Consider the following 20,084-nt stretch of genomic DNA (forward strand, 5'->3'; position numbering starts at 1 on the left):
ATTCCGTTTTATCCGGGAGGTAGGTCCGGGCCTTCGCCCTGACCCTTGCCCCCGATGTTGTGCTGTCATCTCGTCCGGCGGCGGGCTCAGACGGTTTCCGATCTGATGGTGTGGTTGCGCTCCATCTGCTCGGCCACCTGATCCGCGCGCCAGATGCTGTTGATCACGTGGACCAGGGCCTGGGCCGAGGATTCGATGATGTCGGTGGCCAGCCCCATGCCGTGGAACTTGCGCCCCTTGTACTCGGCGACTATGTCCACCTGGCCGAGGGCGTTCTTGCCCTCGCCCTTGCCCTTGAGTTCGTATTTGTCGATGCGGATCTCGTAGCCGGTGATGCGGTTGATGCACTGGTAGACCGCATCCACCGGGCCGTTGCCGGTGGCTGCCTCGCACACCAGATCCTGGCCTACCTTCAGTTTCACCGAGGCGGTGGCCAGCACCGAGCTGCCGCTCTGCACCCCGAGGTACTCCAGCTTGAAGTGCTCCGGCTCCTCGTGGATCTGGCTGAAGAAGGCGAGGGCCTCCAGGTCGTAGTCGAATACCTGCCCCTTCTTGTCCGCCAGGACCAGGAACTTGGCGTAGAGATCGTCGAGGTCGTAGCTGCTCTCGGCGTAGCCCATGGACTCCATGCGGTGCTTGATCACGTGGCGACCGGAGCGGGAGGTCATGTTGAGGTTGTTCTGGGTGAGGCCGATGCTCTCTGGGGTGATGATTTCGTAGGTGTTCTTTGCCTTGAGCACCCCATCCTGATGGATGCCGGAGCTGTGGGAGAAGGCGTTGGCCCCGACGATCGCCTTGTTGGGCTGCACCGGCATGTTGCAGAGCTGGCTGACGAGGGTGCTGGTGCGGTGGATCTCGTGGTGGCGGATGTTGGTGTGCACCCCGAGCAGGTCGGCGCGGGTTTTCAGGATCATCGCCACCTCTTCCAGGGAGCAGTTGCCCGCCCGCTCGCCGATGCCGTTGATGGTGCACTCGATCTGGCGGGCCCCCATCTGCACGGCGCCGATGGAGTTCGCCACCGAGAGGCCCAGATCGTCGTGGCAGTGCACCGAGATGATGGCCTTGTCGATGTTCGGCACCCGGTTGAACAGGGTGTGGATGATGCCGGAAAATTCGGTCGGCACCGTGTAGCCGACGGTGTCCGGAATGTTGATGGTGCGGGCGCCGGCCTTGATGGCGGCCTCCACCATGCGGCAGAGGTTGTCGATCGGTGTACGACCCGCATCCTCGCAGGAGAACTCCACGTCGTCGGTGTAGCGCAGGGCGTGCTTGATGGCGCCGACCCCCATCTCCAGCACGTCTTCGAAGCTCTTCTTCAGCTTGCTCTCCACGTGGATGGACGAGGTGGAGATAAAGGTGTGGATGCGAAACGCCTCGGCCACTTTCAAGGCCTCGCCGGCGGCGTCGATGTCTTTTTGCAGGGCGCGAGCCAGGGCGCAGACCCGGCTGTTCTTGATGTGGCGGGCGATGGTCTGCACCGATTGAAAATCGCCGGGGGAGGAGACGGGGAAACCCACTTCCATGATGTCGACACCGAGCCGTTCCAGCGCCTGGGCAATCTGCAGCTTCTCCTTGACCGTCAAGCTGGCCGACAGCGCCTGCTCGCCATCACGCAAGGTGGTATCGAATATGATGACTCGATCTGACATGTGACTTCCCTCTTCCTAAGTTCGGTGCGTGCATCCTGCATGGCATAAAAAAACCCGTGCGGGGTGCACGGGTTTCTGTAAATTCCGGCTATGCCTTAGCCCGGCTACAAGGATCCCGCGCGAGGAGTCGCGATTAGGGAGAGCAGTAGTAGCGGGGCGGCAATACGCATGATGACTCAATCCTTCCAGTCGATAACGCTACTACCAATATCGAGATTTTTATGCTGTGTCAACCTGAACGGACAGGTTCAATTCACTGGGTTATTTAATCGGATTGTAAAGGAGTGCAAATTCTCTTGTCCCATATTCGGTTCATGCCTGATTATCTGGTCATTCCTGCTGTACTCGATCACCCGCACAATCAGATCGACTTATCAGCCCTTGCTGAATTATCTGAGGTATTCCATGGAAAAACGCAGACCTGGCCGTCCAGTCGGACGTTCCGACATTCGTGACAAGCTGCTTGCCGCCGCACGCGAACGTTTTCTCAACACCCCCTACAGCAAGGTGACGACCCGCGAGATTGCCGAGCTGGCAGGCTCCAATCTGGCGATGATCCACTACTACTTCGGCAGCAAGGAAGGCCTCTACAAGGCGGTGCTGGGGGATGTGGCCGAGCCCCTCGAGCAAGCCTGGCACGACGAGAGCAGCAACCGCAGCCTGACCGATCTGCTCAACACCTACTATCAGGTGATGGCGCCCAACAGCGAGCTGACCTCCGCCATCTCCAGCGCATTGTCCACTGAAAAGAGCCCGGGGCGTGATTTTGTGCTGAGCCGCCTGCTGGATCGCCAACTTCCCCAGTTCGATGCCCTGCTCGAATCCATGCGCTCCAACGGCCAGCTGGCGGACAACCTGGACCCCGAGATGCTGAAGATCTCCTTCCTCAGCATGATGTGGCAGCCTTTCGTGATGAAGGATCTCTACGAACAGGTGTTTGGTCTGACGGTGGACGAGCACTTCATGAGCCGCCTCGCGGCCCACAACTGCCGCCTGATGGAAAACGGCCTGCGCGGTGCCCTGAACTGACTTTTTCGGGATGACGGATGAAAAAGGGCCCCTGGGCCCTTTTTTTCATCAATCTGTTATCTGGGCGTCAACGAAGTGTCATGCCGCCCTCCTAGTCTGCACTCAGGATGCAAGGGAGGGCCGTGATGAACAAGATCCAGCAATGGGACCTGCGGGTGTGCCGTGTCTGCCTGCTCCACCCCTACAATCAGCCGCAGGCCAGGATAAGCCGGCTTGTCTCCCGTACCGGTGACGGCCCCCTCTATGCCGTGGCGGCCTGCCTGCTCTGGTGGCAGGGGAGCGCCGGGCAGGAGGCGGTCAGGGTGGCGCTCTGGGCGTTTGCCCTCGAGTTGCCGCTCTACCTGCTGCTCAAGAATGCCCTCAAACGCCAGCGCCCGGCAGGGTTGCCTGTCTTCATCACCCCGTCGGATCGTTACAGCCTGCCCTCTGGCCATACTGCGGCCGCCTTTCTGATGGCGACCGTAGTGGCCGCCAGTTTCCCACTCTGGGCACCGCTGCTGTTTGTCTGGGCCGCGCTGGTGGGGGCGTCCCGCCTGCTGCTCGGGGTGCATTATCTGAGTGATCTTGTGGCCGGGGCGCTGCTTGGCGGTGGTTGCGCCCTCTGGGCGCTGGGTTGGAGCCAGGGATGAGGATACTGTTCGGCGTTCAGGGGACCGGAAACGGTCATATCAGTCGTAGCCGGACCCTGGCGCGCGCATTGAAGAGCAGGGGCGTGGCGGTGGACTATCTGTTCAGCGGGCGCGCCGCCGACGGCTACTTCGAGATGGGGGAGTTCGGGGATTATCGCACCTTCCCCGGTATCACTTTCGCCAGCCATCAGGGGCGCATCTCGGGCTGGCGCACCCTCAAGGGACTCTCTCCCCTGCGTTTCTGGCAAGATCTGCGTGCCCTCGATTGTCGCGAGTACGATCTGGTCATCAGCGACTTCGAGCCGCTCAGTGCCCATGCTGCTCGCCGCTGGGGCAAACCCAGCCTCACCATCAGCCATCAGGCGAGCTTCGACTGGCCGATCCCGCGCTGGGGGGAGAGCGGCTTCAACCGCCAGCTGATGCGCCATTTTGCGCCGGTACGCCAGTCTCTGGGGCTGCACTGGTTCCATTTCGGCCAGCCCCTGTTGCCTCCCATCGTCGATCCCCTCGAGCCGGTGCCGGACAACCAGCAGATCCTGGTCTATCTGCCATTCGAGCAGACAGAGACGATCGCGGCCCTGTTGTCGCGTTTCAGCACGCAGTCGTTCATCTGCTTCCATCCCGAGGTGCGCAAGCGTAGCGAGTGGCGCAACATCCGCTTTGAACCTCAGGCCAGAGAGGGGTTCAAGCTGGCGCTGGCCGGTTGTCGCGGGGTCATCAGCAATGCGGGATTCGAGCTTGCCTCCGAGGCGCTCTCCCTTGGCAAGAAGCTGCTGGTCAAACCCCTGGGTGGCCAGTTCGAGCAGTTGACCAACGGCAGGACCCTGGAGCTGATGGGGCTGGCCCAGTTGATGGACAGCCTGGATGCCAATGCGGTGCGAAGCTGGCTGGAGGCCCCTTCTCCTGGCAGGGTACGCTATCCCGATGTGGCAGGAGAGCTGGCCGACTGGTTGTTGGCCGGGGCCGGGGAGGAGGTGGGGGCGCTCTCCCGCCGCCTCTGGGGCAGGACTCTCTTTCCGGAGGAGGTGTGTGACAGCCTGGGGGAGCTTGCCAGCCGTACCGGCCAGGAGCGTCCCTGGTTATCCCAACTCAGCGCCTTTGACTAAACTGAGTCGATCCCACCACGGAGAGGACGGATACCATGCGCTTTACCAATGAAAACGGCGACACCATGACTCTGGCAGACAATCTCACCCTGCATGAGCTGCTCGACATGGGTGTCAGCATCTCGGTCTGCGAAGAGACGGATCCGGATCAGCAGATCTGGCTGGCAGAACCCGAAGACGAGCAGTGAAACCAGCCAGTTTTTGACGGCCCACCCCCTCGGGGTGGGCCGTTTATTTTGTTCCTGACCGACGCGGGCAGCATGATCCGCTGGTTGTTCCCCCCAGGGCCCCTCTTTGTTGCCCGTCTGGTGGCCAAGTCACTGAATGTTAATAGCTGTTTGAAATTTATGACTGTTATGGCCAGACAAAGCCGTGGACAAGCGTTCACGGGCGGGTTAAGTTGGTTTTTCACCCGCTTTTCGGGTGAATGATGGAAAACCCCTATTTTTCTACTATCGACGGCTCCGAACTCGCCTGATCTGCCTGCAGACAACAACAAGACTCGGATCGGCGCTGCCGGGAAGCAGCGGACTGTCGATAGCTTTCGCTTAACGGAGCAAAGCCTGGAGGGCTTTATCATGGAGATGTTATCAGGCGCCCAGATGGTGGTTAGAGCGCTGGAAGATCAGGGAGTGGAACACGTTTTCGGCTACCCTGGTGGCTCAGTGCTCGACATCTATGACGCTCTCTTCGAAAACGGCAAGATGGAGCATGTCCTGGTGCGGCACGAGCAGGCCGCAGTGCACATGGCGGACGGTTACGCCCGCTCCACCGGCAAGGTGGGCACTGTGCTGGTGACCTCGGGTCCCGGCGCCACCAACTGCATCACGGGGATCGCCACCGCCTACATGGATTCCATTCCCCTGGTGATCCTGTCCGGCCAGGTGCCGACCAGCATGATCGGGGAGGATGCGTTCCAGGAGACCGACATGATCGGCATCTCCCGCCCGGTGGTGAAGCACAGCTTCCTGTGCAAGAAAGCCAGCGACATTCCCGAGGCCATCAAGAAGGCCTATTACATTGCCGCCAGTGGCCGCCCGGGGCCCGTGGTGGTGGATCTGCCCAAAGACGTGCAGAATCCGAAAGAGAAGTTCCCCTATCAGTATCCCGAGTCGGTTTCCTTGCGCTCCTACAATCCGACCAAGGCGGGACACAAGGGCCAGATCAAGCGGGCTGCCAAGCTGCTGACCGAGGCGAGCCGCCCGGTCATGTACGTGGGTGGCGGCGCCATCAACGCCAATGCGGATCACCTGGTGACCAAGCTGGCGGAGCTGCTGAACCTGCCGGTGACCACCACGCTCATGGGGCTGGGCGCCTTCTCCGGTACCCATCCGCAGTTCATCGGCATGCTCGGCATGCACGGCACCTTCGAAGCGAACAAGAGCATGCACAACGCGGATCTCATCTTCGCCGTGGGTGCCCGCTTCGATGACCGCGTGACCAACAACGTGGCCAAGTTCTGCCCCAACGCCACCATAGTCCACATCGACATCGACCCCACCTCCATCTCCAAGACGGTACAGGCCCACGTGCCCATCGTCGGCTCGGTGGAAACCGTGCTGGAACAGATGCTGGAAGTGCTCCGCGAATGCGGCTTTGACAACGACAAGCAGGCGCTGGCGGACTGGTGGGAGCAGATCAACCAGTGGCGCTCCCGCAACTGCCTGGCCTACGAGACCCATCCCACGCTGATCAAGCCGCAGCAGGTCATCGAGACTCTCTACAAGGTGACCAAGGGGGAGGCCTTCGTCGCCTCCGACGTCGGCCAGCACCAGATGTTTGCCGCCCTCTACTACCCGTTTGCCAAACCGCGCCAGTGGATCAACTCCGGCGGTCTCGGCACCATGGGCTTTGGCATTCCCGCCGCCATGGGGGCCCAGTTTGCCAACCCGGAAGCCGTGGTTTGCTGCGTCACCGGCGACGGCTCGGTGCAGATGAACATCCAGGAGCTCTCCACCTGCATGCAGTACGGGGTGCCCATCAAGATCATCTCCATCAACAACCGTGCGCTGGGCATGGTAAAGCAGTGGCAGAAGATGTTCTACGGTGGCCGCCACAGCCACTCCTACATGGAATCCCTGCCTGACTTCGTCAAGCTGGCGGAAGCCTATGGCCACGTCGGCATCGCGGTGAGCGATCCGGCGGAGCTGGAGAGCGCCATGGAGAAGGCCTTTGCCATGAAGGACAGACTGGTGTTCATGGACATCTCGGTCGATCCGGACGAGCACGTCTATCCGATGCAGATCAAATTTGGCGCCATGGACGAGATGTGGCTGAGCAAGACGGAGAGAACCTGATGAGACATATAATTTCCGTTCTGCTGGAGAACGAATCCGGCGCCCTGAGCCGTGTGGTAGGCCTCTTCTCCCAGCGCGGCTACAACATCGAGACCCTGACGGTGGCCCCCACCGAGGATCCCACCCTGTCCCGCATGACCATCGTCACCATGGGGGATGAACGGGTGCTGGAGCAGATCCAGAAGCAGCTGCACAAGCTGGTGGACGTGCTCAAGGTGTGTGACCTGAGCGAAGGGGAGCACATCGAGCGGGAGATCGCGCTGGTCAAGGCGCGCGCCGCCGGTGGTGCCCGTGACGAACTGAAGCGGCTGGCGGACATCTTCCGTGGCCAGATCGTCGACGTCACCCCCGAGCTCTACACGGTGCAGCTCGTCGGGACCAGCGAAAAGCTGGACGCCTTCATCAAGACGGCTGCCCAGACCAACGAGATCATCGAAGTGGTGCGCTCCGGTGTCTGTGGCATCTCCCGGGCGGACAAATCCCTGCGTCCCTGATGTGGCCGGATGTGAAAATAGCTGTTCAAGGGCTCTTCGGAGCCCTTTTTCGTGTCTGGAAGCGTTGCGGGCAAGTGGGGGCGCCGGTAGGGATGCTGGCCACAGCATCAGGAGGTTATCGAGGGGGTGAAAGAGAAGGGGGAAGGGAGGGGCTTCACCTGTCATTTTCTTTCAAATGATCGGTAAACTATCCACAAAAGCTGTGGAAAACTCTGTAGATTAGCGGTGTGTCTGGCGTTAGTCGCATGATCTTAAAGGGATATTTCAATTTGATCCTGGCTGGATCGCATTTGTGCAATCCCCTGGCGAGGGTGTGAGCGTTTGCTTATCCCTCGAGCCTTGCCAAGGACGGAACGCGGATCTGTCCGTGGATCCGGACGGGATCCCGACCTGATCTAGCGGATCAACATTTCTGGGCGCGAGCCATAAAAAAACCCGCCTCTCGGCGGGTTTTTCATTGTATCGGACTGCGGGTCGATTACTCGGCCTGGGCTGCCTGGATACCGGTCAGGGCGATGGTGTAGACGATGTCGTCCACCAGGGCGCCGCGAGAGAGGTCGTTGACCGGCTTGCGCATGCCTTGCAGCATGGGGCCGATGGAGACCAGCTCTGCGGAGCGCTGTACCGCCTTGTAGGTGGTGTTGCCGGTGTTCAGATCCGGGAACACGAACACGGTGGCCTTGCCGGCAACCGGGGAGTTCGGTGCCTTGGACTTGGCGACGTTCTCCATGATGGCCGCATCGTACTGCAGCGGGCCGTCGATGATGAGGTCGGGACGCTTGGCCTTGGCCAGCTCGGTCGCTTCACGCACCTTCTCCACATCCGCGCCGGCGCCGGAGGTGCCGGTGGAGTAGGAGATCATGGCCACGCGCGGCTCGATGCCGAAGGCGGCAGCGGAGTCGGCGGACTGGATGGCGATCTCGGCCAGCTGCTCGGCAGTGGGATCCGGGTTGATGGCGCAGTCACCGTAGACCAGTACCTGGTCCGGCAGCAGCATGAAGAAGATGGAGGAGATCAGGGAAGAGCCCGGAGCGGTCTTGATGATCTGCATCGGCGGACGGATGGTGTTGGCAGTGGTGTGCACTGCGCCGGATACCAGACCGTCGACCTCGTTGCGCTCCAGCATCATGGTACCCAGTACCACGTTGTCTTCCAGCTGCTCGCGGGCAACCACTTCGGTCATGCCCTTGTTCTTGCGCAGCTCGACCAGACGAGCCACATAGCGCTCGCGCACGGCAACCGGATCGATGATCTCGACGCGGTCGGTCAGGATCACGCCCTGCTGTTCAGCGACGCGGCGGATCTCTTCCGGGTTGCCCAGCAGGACCGGACGGGCGATGCCACGCTCGGCACAGATGGCGGCAGCCTTGATGGTGCGCGGCTCTTCCCCTTCCGGCAGCACGACGCGCTTGTTGGCCTGACGGGCCAGCTCGGTCAGCTGATAGCGGAAGGCCGGCGGGCTCAGGCGACGGGAGCGGGTGGACTTGGCGGAGAGAGACTCGATCCAGTGCTTGTCGATGTGACCAGCAACGTAGTCCTGCACCAGCTCGATACGCTCGCGGTCATCTTCCGGGATGTCGACGTTGAAGTTCTGCAGGCTGACGGCGGTCTGCCAGGTGTTGGTGCCGGTGATCATGATCGGCAGACCGGTGGCCATGGCCTGTTGGCACAGTGCCATCACCTGGGGTTCCGGGTGGTAGTTGCCGGTCAGCAGCAGGGCACCCAGCTTGACGCCGTTCATGGCGGACAGGCAGGCGGAGACGATGACGTCGGAGCGGTCGCCGGAGGTCACCAGCAGGCTGCCCGGACGGAAGTGCTCGATCATGTTGTGGATGGAGCGGGCGCAGAAGGTCACGGTCTGCAGGCGGCGGCTTTCCAGCTCACCCTTGTTGATGATCTTGGCGGCAAGGTGCTTGGCGAGATCCTTGGCGCGCGGGGCGATCAGCTGGGTGTTCCAGGGGATGCAGCCGAGGATGCGCAGCGGGCTCTTGCCGAAGACCTGCAGCACTTCCAGGTTGTGGCCGGTATCGGCGCCGTGGTGATGCGCTTCGAACATCTCGGTCAGGTCGGGACGGGTTACGCCGTGCTCGTCAACCGGGGCACCCACCTTGTTGATGACGCAGCCCACGATGCGCGGGTTGTTGACGCCACCGAAGTTGGAGCAGGCCAGCTCGATGCGCTCTTTGAGCTTCTGGCTGGAGTCGTTGCCCGGATGGGTCACGAACACCATGTCGGCGTCCAGCGCCTTGGCGACGTCGTAGTTCAGCTTGTTGGCAAAGGGTTGCTTGTCGGTCGGAACCAGGCCCTCGATCACCACCACTTCGGCACCGCTGGTCTTCACGTGCTCTTCGAAGCGGGCCACGATCTCTTCCAGCAGGATGTCGGTGTTGCTGGAGGTGATCATGTTCTCGGCGTAGGAGAGGGCGAACGGCTCGGGCGGGTTGATGTTGGCAGCGGCGCGGATCACTGCGGTGGAGCGCTCGGTACCGGTTTCACCCGGACGCGGCTGGGCGACCGGTTTGAAGAAGCTGACATTGACACCGTGACGTTCCATGGCGCGAACGACGCCAAGACTCACGGAGGTTACGCCGACACCAGTGCCGACCGGGATGAGCATAATAGTGCGTGCCACTTATTACCCCTTGTTCATTTTTTGGGATCAGGAAAAGGCCGCCCTGGGGCGGCCTTGCTCTACAGCTAATTTATGCGCCGACCAGTTCCAGCGCGTCGTGGGCGATGACCCACTCTTCGTTGGTCGGGATAACCAGGGCCTTGGTGGAACCAGCCTTGGTGATCTCGCCGCCCTTGCCGAAGCGAGCCTTCAGGTTGGCGTCGTGGTCGACGTCAAAGCCCAGCAGGCCCAGCTTGTTCAGGGTGATCTCACGGATCGGGGCGGAGTTCTCGCCGATGCCGCCGGTGAAGACCACGGCATCCAGACGACCGTCCATGGCGGCGGCGTAGGCACCGATGTACTTGGCCAGACGGTAGCAGTATACGTCCATGGCGCGCTTGGCTTCTTCCTTGCTGTCGTAGTTGTCTTCAACGAAACGGCAGTCGGAGGTGACTTCGGTCAGACCCTGCAGGCCGGATTCCTTGGTCAGCATGGTGTTGATTTCGGCAACGCTCATGCCCATCTTGTCGTGCAGGAAGAAGATGATGGCCGGATCGATGTCACCGGAACGGGTACCCATCACCAGGCCTTCCAGCGGGGTCAGGCCCATGGAAGTGTCGACGGACTGGCCGTTCTTGATGGCGCAGACGGAGCCGCCGTTGCCCAGGTGGCAGTTGATGATGTTGAGCTCTTCCACCGGCTTGTTCAGCTGCTTGGCCGCTTCCTGGCTGATGTAGTAGTGGCTGGTGCCGTGGGCGCCGTAGCGACGGATGCCGTTCTCTTTGTAGAGCTTGTACGGCAGGGCGTACAGGAAGGCTTCTTCCGGCATGGTCTGGTGGAAGGCGGTGTCGAACACGGCGACGTTCTTCTCGGCCAGTTCCGGGAAGACCTTAAGGGCGGCACGGATACCGATCAGGTGAGCCGGGTTGTGCAGCGGTGCGTAAGGAATGGCGGCTTCGATGCCGGCAATGACGTCATCACAGATGCGAACGGAGGAGGTGAAACGCTCGCCGCCGTGTACCACGCGGTGGCCGATGGCGATCAGGTTCTTGGACAGTTCCGGGTTGAGCGGCAGGATCTTGTGAACGATGAAGTCCAGCGCTTCCTGGTGAGCGGCACCGGCACCCAGATCAGCGTTGCCTTTCTCGCCGTTCAGCTTCCACTTGATGCGGGCGTCGTCGAGGTTGAAGCATTCGGCCAGGCCGGACAGCAGGTCATCACCGGTGGTTGCGTCAATGACAGCAAACTTCAGGGACGAGCTGCCACAGTTAAGAACAAGAACCAGCTTACTCATGAATAAATCCTATCGCAGATTGGGTTGGGTTGGAGGATGCGCCGGACGCGGTGCGTCCAAAAACTATCAACTTATCCTTATGAGGGTTGGCAATCTGTTGCTTGCCCCTTGTATAGTGATACAAGACCCGAAATTCAGACGTCCCTGACTGGTCAGTGGCCGTGCCCCAGCGTAAAAATGGGCGTACAAAGGATAACCTGATTGTTGAAAAATAACAAAGTCATCCTCAACCTTTGTTATTGCCTCTCAAATATTGTCGAGGTTTTGCCGTTAATGCGTTCGAAAAGAGCTCGGAGGTAGCATGAGCATGAACATTTTTGGAACTAAATTACAGCAAGGCCGTCATTATATGACTCTTTGGCCGCGCCGTCCCGAGCTTAATTCCATGTTCCCGGAGAATCGGGTGATCAGGGCCACCGAATTCGCCCTCAAGGTGATCCCGGCACTGGCGGTGCTCAGCGTCATGGTGCAGTTCCAGTTTGGCGAGCTTCATTACTGGCCCTCTGTGATGGCGTCCGTGCTCTTCCTGCTCAGCCTGCCGCTGCAAGGGTACTATTGGCTCGGCCAGCGCGCCGATACCCGGCTGCCCCCCTCCCTCGCCACCTGGTATCGGGAGATAAACGGCAAGATGAACGAGCAGGGCGGTCAACGTCAGCTGGTGGCCCGTCCCCGCTACGAAGAGCTGGCCGATACCCTCAACGCCGCCTTCAAGCAGCTGGACAAATCCTTCCTCTACGAATGACTTTCCGAAGTCAGACTGACGACAAAGGCGCCCTCAGGCGCCTTTTTCACATTCAGGCGGCCAGCACCTTGCTGATCTCCTGGATGGAGAGCTTGTACTGACGGGGGCACTGACGCCAGACCGCCAGCATGCGCTGGTACTTGTCCCGCATGGCGATGTCGCTGGAGAGCTCGTCGCAGGGGCAGGGCAGTTCGGGGAAGCGCTTGTCCACTTCCAACAGGAAGCAGACGTAATCCGCCAGTTCCCGCTCCTGGCTGCGGCTGTAGCCGTTGAAGGCAAGGCGGCTCTCGTTGACATCGGCCCGGGCGCTGGCATCCAGGTTGCCCCAGGAGATGGCCAGTGCATGGTGCAGCTCCAGGGTGTCCAGCACCTCCTGGCAGGTGGCAAGATCCAGATGGCCGAAGCTCTTCTCCAGCTCGAGGATCTGCAGGCAGTAGCCGCGCTCGACGATGGTGCTGGCACGCTGGTAAAACGCCGCCTTTTCCGGATTGAGTTTGGCCAGGATCTCGTACTGGTTGCTCAGGATCAGGCGTTCGGTGTGGCTCATGTTCATGGGCTGTCTCGCTGGAAAATGAATCTGGGGTCACGTTAACCCATATCCAGGATGAATTTTTTGATCTGAGAGGGGAGGTTGGCGAGAAAAGGCGGGAGGAGGCGCTCTGGTGAGCCGCCAGAGAGTGGGGGCTGATGCCGTGGTGAAACGAGCAGGGCCCGCCATGGCGAGCCCTGCAACAATGCCGCTGGTGGCTTACCCCTTGACGAGGTCGAGCACCACCTGATGGTGATCGCCGGTCTTGAACTTGTCGAAGCGATGGGCAACCTTGCCCTCTTCGTCGATGAGGAAGCTCAGGCGATGGATGCCGTCATACTCCTTGCCCATGAACTTCTTCGGGCCCCAGACGCCAAAGGCATCGGCCACCGCGTGATCCTCATCGGCCAGCAGGCGGAAGTTGAGGTTGTCGCGCTCCTCGAACTTTTTCAGGCGCTTGGCGCTGTCCGGGCTGATGCCGAGCACCACCACATTGAGGGCAGCCAGCTCGCTATTGACGTCGCGCAGACCGCAGGCCTGGGTGGTGCAACCCGGGGTCATCGCCTTGGGGTAGAAATAGATCAGCACCTTCTTGCCGCGCAGGTCGGCGAGGCGAACCTGATTGCCGTCCTGATCGGAGAGGGAGAAATCGGGGGCCTGGGTACCAGCTTCTAGTGGTGACATGGGGTCTCCTCGGATAAACGCCGTCAGGCGTACTTGTGATTGACGATGAATTCGAACGACTCGGCGCCCAGTCCACGACAGAAATCGGCGAAGGCTGTCTTCGAGCCGGGCTCTTCTCCCTGCTTGGAGAGATTCAACTGAAAGTTCGCCTTGAGCAGGTTGAAGGGCTGCTGTTCCAGGGTGATGGTCTGCATTGCCTGGATGTCCCAGCCGTGATCGCTGAAGAACTGGGTGCACTGACTTACGATGCCCGGCTGATCCCGGATCAGCACCTCTGCGCTGGCGCTGATGTCATATTGCAGGGAGTGGTGGCGCTCGGTGCGTTTCATCATGGTGATGAGATCCCACTCCTGGCTGCGCAGTGGGAGGCTGATTTCCAGTTGCATCATGCTGTTCCAGTCACCGGACAGCAGCATGATGAAGGTGAATTCGTTGCCGAAGATGCCAAGACGGCTGTCGACAATGTTGCAACCGCAGCCACTGACGTGACGGGTCACCTCATTGACGATGCCAGGCCTGTCCGTGCCGATGGCCGTTACGACCAGGTAGTGAGTCATAAATCGTCTCTCGTCCATTATTGAGAATGCGTTGACCGCGGGTGCCGGCACTCTGCCGTGAGGCCTCTTGTGCGCTCGTGCATTCATACGTTTTGTGCCGGATGGTAACACGGCTTGTCCCGTGCCTCCCTTGTTTTTCAAAAGGGGCAGCTTTACCATTACGCCCCTGAAAATCGGGAGAATTATCCATGTTACGCGGTAGTATTGTTGCGCTCGTTACCCCCATGCTGCCCTCGGGCGACATCGATTGGGTCAGTCTGGCAGCGCTGGTGGAATATCATGTGGATGCCGGGACCAGCGCCATCGTCGCCGTGGGAACCACGGGAGAGTCGGTCACCCTGAGCGAGCAGGAACATATCGCCGTGGTTGAGAAGACGGTGGAATACGCCGCCGGACGCATTCCCGTCATCGCGGGCTGCGGCTCCAACAATACTGCTCATGCCATCGCCCTCTCCCGGCGTTTCGCCACCATGGGCGTGGTGGCGGGTCTCTCGGTTACCCCCTATTACAACAAACCCACCCAGGAAGGCCTCTATCGTCACTATTGTGCGATCGCCGAGGCTAGTGGTCTGCCTCAAATTCTCTATAATGTGCCCGGTCGCACCTGCTGTGACCTCAAACCCGAGACGGTGGCCCGTCTGGCCAAGGTGCCCGGCATCATAGGTTTGAAAGAAGCGACTGGCGATCTTGGCCGTACCCCGCTGCTGCGCGAACTGTGCGGGCCGGATTTTGCGCTTTATAGTGGCGATGACGCCAGCGGATGTGATTTTATGCTGCAAGGGGGCGATGGTGTCATTTCGGTCACCACCAATATTGCGGCGCCCCAGATGGCCGACATGTGTCGTGCTGCCCTGGCCGGTGATGCCGGGCAGGCTCATGACATCAACAATCGATTGATGCCGTTGCATCAGACTCTGTTCTGTGAACCGAGTCCCATCCCGGTGAAATGGGCCTGTGCCCGGCTGGGATTGATGGCGACGGCGACCTTGCGTCTGCCCCTGACCGATCTCACCCCCGAGGGGGAAGCGGCGATGGCGCGAGCACTGACGACTGCGGAGTTGATGGCGAGTGTTTAAAGCAAATGGAAAGGGAAATGCAGTGCGCCTGGTACTGAGTGTCGCGACGGTGGCCGTGCTGGCTGCCTGCAGCTCACCCCAGGAACGCAAAATGGCCAACCGTGGCTTCGAGTATGAAGAGAGCCGCCTCGAAGGCCGCGCCTTCCTTGTGCCCGCCGGGTTGAGTACCCCCGCCTTTAACAGCAATTTCGACATTCCGGCCCTGCCCGAGAGCAGCCGTGAGGGCGCCCTCGGGGCCAAGGTGGACGTGCGTCCGCCCGCCCAGTTGCTCACCGTGGTGCCCGGCAGCCAGGTGGTGGCCAATGCCAGCGAGCCAACCGTCGCCTTCTATGCCCTCAGCACCTCCCAGAGCGTGGAGCGCGATACCTGGGCCTTCCTGATGAACTTCCTGGCCGAACACAAGGTCACCACCGAGAAGCTGGACCAGCAGGACGGCGTCTTGCAGACCGGCTGGTTTGACAACTCAGCGGTGCTCGATGGCTGGGCGGAAGATGACGATGACTTCAAGATCCGTCAGCGTTACCAGTTCACCCTGCGCAACGATGTGCAGCGCCACGCCATCAAGATGTCGGTACGGGTGCTGGATCACGAAGAGACCATCGACGGCGAGACCAGCACTGTGCTGACGCCGGCGGACGCCCAGCGTTATGCCACCCGCGCCCTGAACCAGTTTTCCCTCTATTACGACAAGCAGCTCAAGGCCCGTGAACAGCACAAGTCCAGCGATGGCATGGGGCTGGAGCTGGGTCTGGACAACAACGAGCTGAGCGCCTGGATTGCCGAAGGGTCGTTTGACCAGGTGTGGCGCCGCCTCAATCAGGTGCTGCCTGCCTATGGTTTCACCATCAAGGACACCCAGCAGTCCCTGGGCTGGATCGACGTGGAGTACGACGAGCCGGACAGCGAGTTCTGGAAGGCCAAGGGAGCGGAGCCCTTCAAGCTCGAGGAAGACAAGTATCGCTTCCAGCTCGGCGAGATGACGGGCGGCAAGACCTCCATCACCCTGTTCGACAAGGACAAGAAGCCTGTCGCATCCGGTGTCATCTCCCAGATGTACATCAGCCTGTCCGAGGCCTTTGCCAAGGGCTTGGCCGATCAGGGGGCGAAGTAAGCATGAAAACAGGGGCCTCGCGCCCCTGTTTTGTTATGTCCGGGTTGCCGCAGGGCCAGCGTGCCGAGCCGGTTGCCCCGGGCCTGAGTACCTGATGATGTGAATCCCCCACAGACAGGGGTCTGGTGCCCCTGCCTAACTAGTCCCACAACAGGAAGTGTTATTAGCCATGAGTCTTGCAGATCAAGTATTGGCGGTGAACGACGATTTGCCGATCCGTACCGATAAACCTGTCCATTCCGGCAAAGTGCGCAGCGTCTACTGGTTGACCCCGGCAGACAGTGCCCGGCTCATTCGGGAGAAAGGCTATGATGTGCCGGCCGATACGCCCCTGGCCCTCATGGTGATCAGTGATCGCATCTCGGCTTTCGACTGCATCTGGCAAGGGGTGGACGGTCTGAACGGCGTGCCGGGCAAGGGTGCGGCGCTCAATGCCATCTCCAGCCACTGGTTCAAGCTGTTCAAGGAGCAGGGGCTGGCGGACAGCCACATCCTGGACATCCCGCACCCCTTCGTCTGGATCGTGCAAAAAGCCCGTCCCGTGATGATCGAGGCCATTGCCCGCCAGTACATCACCGGCTCCATGTGGCGTGCCTACAAGGATGGTGAGCGGGAATTCTGCGGCATCACCCTGCCGGAAGGGCTCAAGAAGGATCAGAAGCTGCCCGAGATCCTCATCACCCCGTCCACCAAGGGGATCCTCAAGGGGCTGGATGGCGTGCCGGAAGCGGACGACGTCAACGTCTCCCGCGGCGACATCGAGCGCCACCATCAGGCCTTCGGCTTCCGCTCCCCGGCGGACATCGACCGCTACGAGGCGCTGCTCAAAGAGGGCTTCAACGTCATCAGCGAGGCGCTGGCTGCCCTGGATCAGGTCTTCGTCGACACCAAGTTCGAGTTCGGTTACGTGACCGATGCCGCCGGTCGCGAGAAGCTCATCTACATGGATGAAGTGGGCACCCCCGACAGCTCCCGCATCTGGGACGGCGCAGCCCTTCGCGGCGGCGAGATCATCGAGAAGTCCAAAGAGGGCTTCCGCCAGTGGCTGCTGAACCACTTCCCGGATCCGGACATCCTGCTCAACAAGAACCGCATGCCCGAGCGCTTCGCCCTAGCCCGGGACAACAAGCTGCCCACCGAGGTGATGATGGATATCTCCCGCACCTATGTGGGGATCGCCGAGAAGATCATCGGTCAGCCGCTGGTACGCAGTGCCAATCCGAAGCAGGAGATCATCGAGGTACTGCGGGAGCAGTACGGCCTGATCGACTGAGGCCGACCGCTTTTTTTGCCGCAGGCGAACAAACGTTTGCTGGTGGCAGGGGAGGCGCTTGCAACGCAGATGACAAAACGGGCCCCATGACGGGGCCCGTTTTCATTGGGTTGTCCGGAGCGCTCAGCCATTGACCCGGAAGATCTGGCCGGTCTGTACCCCCAGTACCGATTTCTTGTAGGCCTGGGCCACCCGGGCGGCGGGTACCGGCACGAAGCCCGGGAAGAAGTCGGCATACTTGCTCATGGACTCTTCCAGCACGGTGGGGCTGACCACGTTGATGCGAATGCCCCTTGGCAGCTCGCAGGCGGCACCTTTCACGAAGTGCTCGATGGCACCGTTGATGGTGGTGGCGCTCACCCCCCAGTGGATGGGCTCCTCGCTCAGAATGCCGCTGATGAGGGTGATGGAGCCACGGTCACTCAGGTGGGCAATGGCGGCCCGGGTCAGGTTGATCTGGCCCATCAGCTTGCTCTGAAGCCCCACCTGCCACTGCTCGTCCGTCATCTCGGTCAGGGCATTGAAGGCGACGCTGCCGCTGGCGACCACCAGGGCATCGAAGGATCCGACCTGCTCGAAGAGCGCCCGGATGGAGTCGGGGTCGCGCATGTCCACTCTGGCATCCCCCTGGCTGTGACCTACCCGGATCACCTGGTGATCCTGGGCAAGCAGTTCGCTGACGGCGGCGCCAATGGTGCCGGAGGCACCCACAATCACAATCTTCATATCTATCGCTCCTGGTTGAGATGAGTTGATGATAGCGGGATAAAAAGGGAGAAAAAGCGCTTATGATGAACCCATTGTTTCCATATTGGTGCTAATGATGGATATCACCCACCTGGCCAGTTTCTATGAAGTGGTGCAACGAGGCAGTTTCTCCGCCGCTGCCGATGCCCTGGGGGTGAGCAAGGGGATGCTGAGTCGCCATGTCAGCGCCCTGGAGTCCGCCCTCAATGCCCAACTGCTCCAGCGCACGACCCGCAGACTCAGCCTGACCGAGGCGGGGCGGGTGCTTCACCAGCAGGCCGGCGAGATCTTCGCCCTGGCCCGGGAGGCGGAGGAGGGGATCCGCGCCCTGACCGAGGAGGACAGCGGCCGCCTGCGCTTCACCTGCCCGGTCAGCACGGGGGACCGCATGGTGAGCGAGCTGCTCGCCCGTTTTGCCGAGCTCTGCCCCGGCGTCCAGGTCGAGCTCAACTTCACCAATGCCATGATCGACATGAGCCAGGGGGAGAATGACATCGCTCTGCGGGCCATGGAGCTGATCCCCGACAACCTGGTGGCCCTGCCGCTCGGCAGGCTCAAGGATGTGGTGGTGGCAAGCCCCGCCCTGCTGGCGCGAGAGGGGATCCCCGCCACTCCCTATGAGCTGGGGGGGCGCTCCTGCCTGCTGCAGGGCCACAACCCGGACTGGGAGCAGTGGCACTTTCGCCAGGGGGAGGAGGAGGCGCACATCCTGGTGCAGGGGCGAGTGCGGGCCAACCACTACAGCACCCTGCTGCAACTGGCCCGGGCGGGCATGGGGTTTGCCAAGTGTCCACTGATGCTGGTGGAGGCCAGCCTGGCCCGAGGGGAGCTGGTGGCCGTGCTGACGGAGTGGCAGACCGGCCTGCACCCGATCCATGTGCTGCACGCCCAGCAGCGCCGGGGGCCGCGCAAGATCCGGCTGTTCAAGCAGGTGCTGGCCCAGTGGTTTGCCGAGCGGCCCCATTATCTGCTGGGGTGAGCCTGCATCCCGTTATTTTTCTGTCATCTGGGGCTGCTACCCTGCGCCCTTCATCGCGAAAGGAGAGTCAGGGAATGAAGCGTCATCAGGGTTGGGCAGGGGTTGCGCTGCTGTGCTGCGGCGGTGTGCAGGCCGAGGTCAGGGTCGAGGTGCCCCGGGATTTCCAGATCCTGGCGGTGAGCGCCGGCAAGGTGCAGGACGAGCAGCATGCCGTGCTGGCCGACGGGGAGCAGCAACTGCTGGTGCGCTACGAGGGGGTGATCCCGAGTCGCAACAGCAGCGACAACGATCGCCAGGTTCGCTCCGAGCCTCAGGTGCTTCGCTATGAGGCACGCGGGCAGTCGGTGCGCCTGCAGGCTCCCGTGCCTGCGGACGAGGCCGGGATGGAACGCTACGCCAGGGCCCCTGTCCTGGGCCTGGTGGCGGGGGGGCAGCCCCTCGAGGTGCGCCAGGATACGCTGATGGTGCAGGGGATGCAGATCGGCATGGACTGGCATGCCAGGCTGATGGAGTACAACCGCAGCGAGGGGCTTGCCGTGCTCGCCGGTGCGGCGGATGTGACTGCGGCCGCCGTGGCGACGCCCCGGGCCTCCTCCGTGCCGGCCAGCGCCCTGGAAGGGCAGTTGCAACAGCTTTTCCTGCAGGCGGACCCCGCGCTTCGCAAGCGCTTCATCGGTTGGGCCGTGCCGCGCCTTTAAGTTTGCTCCCCGTTGCAGTAACGTGGGCACATCTTTGATTCCCGATGTGCCCATGTTGATCAGCGAGGCCCCCATGTTTGAATTGCACCCCCGCCTTCAGGCGGATACCCGGATACTCGGGGATCTGCCCCTGTGCCGCGTCCTGCTGGCCAAAGACAGCCAGTATCCCTGGCTGATTCTGGTGCCCCGGGTCGCCAACCTGCGGGAGATCCATCATCTGGCCCCCGAGCAGCAACAGCAGTTGATGCAGGAGTCCTGCGCCGTCGCCACCCTGATGGAGCGGGCACTCGGCCCGGACAAGATCAACGTGGCGGCCCTCGGCAATCTGGTGCCTCAGCTGCACCTGCACCACGTGGCCCGCTTCAGCTCGGATGCGGCCTGGCCCGGCCCCATCTGGGGTGCCTGTCCCGCCATTCCCTATGAGGAGCAGGCCTTGCAAGGGGCGGCTGCCAGTTGGCAAGCCCGTCTGGCTACCCTGGATGGATTTCAGCCATTTCTGACTGATAATCCAGTCAAGTGAGAGGTGGCTCGCGCTTTGGGCACCGGGATCACGCAATCTGTTAGCGTATCGCGTCGGTG

The 20,084-nt window shown here is 61.4% G+C and carries 20 protein-coding genes; 13 read left to right on the forward strand and 7 right to left on the reverse strand.

What is annotated here, in order from left to right:
- Positions 1-86: 86 nt before the first annotated feature.
- Positions 87-1,649 (reverse strand): 2-isopropylmalate synthase, encoded by a 1,563-nt coding sequence (gene leuA, locus MUW49_RS20300; RefSeq protein WP_042078278.1) that lies wholly within the window; start codon positions 1,647-1,649, stop codon positions 87-89.
- Positions 1,650-2,054: 405 nt separating this feature from the next.
- Between leuA and MUW49_RS20305 the strand changes: the two genes are divergently transcribed.
- The 6 genes from MUW49_RS20305 (at position 2,055) to ilvN (ending at position 7,204) form a co-directional block, all read left to right on the forward strand.
- Positions 2,055-2,678, forward strand: coding sequence for a TetR/AcrR family transcriptional regulator (locus tag MUW49_RS20305; protein ID WP_010673155.1), 624 nt, complete (start codon positions 2,055-2,057; stop codon positions 2,676-2,678).
- A gap of 125 nt (positions 2,679-2,803) precedes the next feature.
- Positions 2,804-3,307 carry a phosphatase PAP2 family protein gene (locus tag MUW49_RS20310; RefSeq protein WP_010673156.1) on the forward strand — a complete coding sequence of 168 codons (504 nt, stop codon included), beginning with the start codon at positions 2,804-2,806 and terminating at the stop codon, positions 3,305-3,307.
- A complete protein-coding gene (locus tag MUW49_RS20315; protein ID WP_029313827.1) occupies positions 3,304-4,413 on the forward strand; it encodes an MJ1255/VC2487 family glycosyltransferase in 1,110 nt (369 codons plus the stop codon). Before MUW49_RS20310 ends, MUW49_RS20315 begins: the two co-directional genes overlap by 4 nt.
- A 35-nt stretch (positions 4,414-4,448) precedes the next feature.
- On the forward strand, positions 4,449-4,601 hold the full coding sequence (locus tag MUW49_RS20320; RefSeq protein WP_010673158.1) for a hypothetical protein: 153 nt from the start codon (positions 4,449-4,451) through the stop codon (positions 4,599-4,601).
- Positions 4,602-4,991: 390 nt separating this feature from the next.
- Entirely contained in the window at positions 4,992-6,710 is a 1,719-nt protein-coding gene (locus MUW49_RS20325; RefSeq protein ID WP_069651846.1) for an acetolactate synthase 3 large subunit, read from the forward strand.
- Positions 6,710-7,204: an acetolactate synthase small subunit gene (gene ilvN, locus MUW49_RS20330; protein ID WP_010673160.1), complete on the forward strand. Its 495-nt coding sequence runs from the start codon at positions 6,710-6,712 to the stop codon at positions 7,202-7,204. The genes MUW49_RS20325 and ilvN overlap by 1 nt, the downstream gene beginning before the upstream one ends.
- A gap of 478 nt (positions 7,205-7,682) precedes the next feature.
- On the opposite strand, the gene pta is transcribed toward ilvN, so the two are convergent.
- Entirely contained in the window at positions 7,683-9,836 is a 2,154-nt protein-coding gene (gene pta, locus MUW49_RS20335; RefSeq protein WP_049637125.1) for a phosphate acetyltransferase, read from the reverse strand.
- Between the two features lie 70 nt (positions 9,837-9,906).
- Positions 9,907-11,109, reverse strand: coding sequence for an acetate kinase (locus MUW49_RS20340; RefSeq protein WP_109421833.1), 1,203 nt, complete (start codon positions 11,107-11,109; stop codon positions 9,907-9,909).
- Positions 11,110-11,410: 301 nt separating this feature from the next.
- Between MUW49_RS20340 and yfbV the strand changes: the two genes are divergently transcribed.
- Positions 11,411-11,851 (forward strand): terminus macrodomain insulation protein YfbV, encoded by a 441-nt coding sequence (gene yfbV, locus MUW49_RS20345; RefSeq protein WP_039040944.1) that lies wholly within the window; start codon positions 11,411-11,413, stop codon positions 11,849-11,851.
- Between the two features lie 52 nt (positions 11,852-11,903).
- Here yfbV and MUW49_RS20350 read toward each other — a convergent pair whose 3' ends face one another.
- The 3 genes from MUW49_RS20350 to MUW49_RS20360 form a co-directional block, all read right to left on the reverse strand.
- Positions 11,904-12,404: a YfbU family protein gene (locus tag MUW49_RS20350; RefSeq protein WP_039040945.1), complete on the reverse strand. Its 501-nt coding sequence runs from the start codon at positions 12,402-12,404 to the stop codon at positions 11,904-11,906.
- 195 nt (positions 12,405-12,599) lie between these two features.
- Complete coding sequence (gene bcp / locus MUW49_RS20355) at positions 12,600-13,064, reverse strand: thioredoxin-dependent thiol peroxidase (RefSeq protein ID WP_223915126.1); 465 nt, start codon at positions 13,062-13,064, stop codon at positions 12,600-12,602.
- Positions 13,065-13,087: 23 nt separating this feature from the next.
- Complete coding sequence (locus MUW49_RS20360; protein WP_201872398.1) at positions 13,088-13,621, reverse strand: ACT domain-containing protein; 534 nt, start codon at positions 13,619-13,621, stop codon at positions 13,088-13,090.
- Positions 13,622-13,809: 188 nt separating this feature from the next.
- Here MUW49_RS20360 and dapA point away from each other — a divergent pair, with 188 nt between their 5' ends.
- The 3 genes from dapA (at position 13,810) to MUW49_RS20375 (ending at position 17,081) form a co-directional block, all read left to right on the forward strand.
- Entirely contained in the window at positions 13,810-14,697 is an 888-nt protein-coding gene (gene dapA, locus MUW49_RS20365; RefSeq protein ID WP_029313831.1) for a 4-hydroxy-tetrahydrodipicolinate synthase, read from the forward strand.
- Positions 14,690-15,808 (forward strand): outer membrane protein assembly factor BamC, encoded by a 1,119-nt coding sequence (bamC, locus tag MUW49_RS20370; protein WP_029313833.1) that lies wholly within the window; start codon positions 14,690-14,692, stop codon positions 15,806-15,808. The genes dapA and bamC overlap by 8 nt, the downstream gene beginning before the upstream one ends.
- 169 nt (positions 15,809-15,977) lie before the next feature.
- Entirely contained in the window at positions 15,978-17,081 is a 1,104-nt protein-coding gene (locus MUW49_RS20375) for a phosphoribosylaminoimidazolesuccinocarboxamide synthase (RefSeq protein WP_039040947.1), read from the forward strand.
- Positions 17,082-17,204: 123 nt separating this feature from the next.
- Here the strand turns inward: MUW49_RS20375 and MUW49_RS20380 are convergent, their stop codons facing one another.
- Positions 17,205-17,807, reverse strand: coding sequence for a short chain dehydrogenase (locus MUW49_RS20380; protein ID WP_128312855.1), 603 nt, complete (start codon positions 17,805-17,807; stop codon positions 17,205-17,207).
- Between the two features lie 97 nt (positions 17,808-17,904).
- On the opposite strand from MUW49_RS20380, the gene MUW49_RS20385 reads away from it, so the two are divergent.
- From MUW49_RS20385 to MUW49_RS20395, 3 genes are all read left to right on the forward strand, one after another.
- A complete protein-coding gene (locus MUW49_RS20385) occupies positions 17,905-18,807 on the forward strand; it encodes a LysR family transcriptional regulator (RefSeq protein WP_200164563.1) in 903 nt (300 codons plus the stop codon).
- Positions 18,808-18,881: 74 nt separating this feature from the next.
- Complete coding sequence (locus MUW49_RS20390) at positions 18,882-19,505, forward strand: DUF2057 domain-containing protein (RefSeq protein ID WP_244813132.1); 624 nt, start codon at positions 18,882-18,884, stop codon at positions 19,503-19,505.
- 73 nt (positions 19,506-19,578) lie between these two features.
- The gene (locus MUW49_RS20395) at positions 19,579-20,025 is read left to right on the forward strand and encodes an HIT domain-containing protein (RefSeq protein WP_201872396.1); all 447 of its coding nucleotides are present in this window, start codon (positions 19,579-19,581) and stop codon (positions 20,023-20,025) included.
- Positions 20,026-20,084: the final 59 nt, after the last annotated feature.

The sequence above is a fragment of the Aeromonas sp. LsrichE-8G genome, assembly GCF_022869435.1.
GTDB classification, from domain to species: Bacteria; Pseudomonadota; Gammaproteobacteria; order Enterobacterales; family Aeromonadaceae; genus Aeromonas; species Aeromonas caviae.